Genomic DNA, 986 nt, shown 5'->3' with positions numbered 1-986 from the left:
CGGAGGTCGTTCTCGAGGGCTTGCACGCTGCGATGGTCGGCGCGTTGCAGTAGCTCGCGGGTGACTTCCGCGAAGAGCCGTTCGACTTGGTTGATCCAGGACGAGTAGGTCGGCGTGAAGTGCATCTGGAACCGTGGATGCGCGGCGAGCCAGGTCTGCACGGAAGGGTGTTTGTGGGTGGCGTAGTTGTCGCAGATCACGTGCACGGCCAAGTCGTCCGGGACGGTCTTGTCGATCTTCTGCAAGAACTTCTTGAACTCCACCGCCCGGTGCCGGCGGTGGATCGATGAGATCACGGTGCCGTCCGCCACGTTCATCGCCGCGAACAGGCTCGTGGTGCCGTGTCGGACGTAGTCGTGGGTGCGACGCTCGGGCACGCCCGGCATCATCGGGAACGCCGGTTGCGAGCGAGCCAAGGCCTGGACCTGGCTCTTCTCGTCCACGCTGAGCACGACCGCCGACTCCGGCGGGTTCAGATACAGCCCGACGATGTCGTAGACCTTCTCGGTGAACAGCGGGTCGTTAGAGGGCTTGAAACCTTCTTCCAGATGCGGTTTCAGCCCGAACGCTTTCCAGATCCGTCCCACCGTCGATGCGGAGAGCCCTGAATTCTCGGCCATCTTCGACCGTGACCAATGCGTCGCGTGCCTCGGTGTTGATTCGAGCGTGTCGACCACGACCTGCTCCACCTGGTCGATGCCGATCACCGCAGGCCGGCCCGGACGCGGCTCGTCCACGAGCCCGTCCAGCCGAGACTCCAGAAACCGGGACCGCCACTTCCGCACGGTGGGGAGCGAGACCGACACCCTCTGTGCTACTTCAGTGTTCGACGCCCCGGTCGAACACGCCAGCACGATCCGGGAACGCAACGCCAGATCCTGCGCCGACTTCCGGCGGCGAACCCACCGCTCCAACTGCTCACGCTCTTCTCCCGAGAGGGTCACCTCGGGCAGAACAGGTCCGCGTCGCGACATACTCCCATTCTA

General features: G+C 64.2%; 1 protein-coding gene. It reads right to left on the bottom strand.

The window, feature by feature from the left end; translation table 11 throughout:
• Positions 1–974, bottom strand: a 974-nt coding sequence (locus ABD908_RS27410) for an IS630 family transposase (protein ID WP_345002078.1), incomplete at its 3' end; no start/stop codon positions are given.
• Positions 975–986: the final 12 nt, after the last annotated feature.

The organism is Tsukamurella soli (assembly GCF_039541155.1).
GTDB lineage: Bacteria > Actinomycetota > Actinomycetes > Mycobacteriales > Mycobacteriaceae > Tsukamurella > Tsukamurella soli.
Note: the sequence above shows the minus strand (reverse complement) of the source record. Positions and strands in the feature narration are given on the sequence as shown.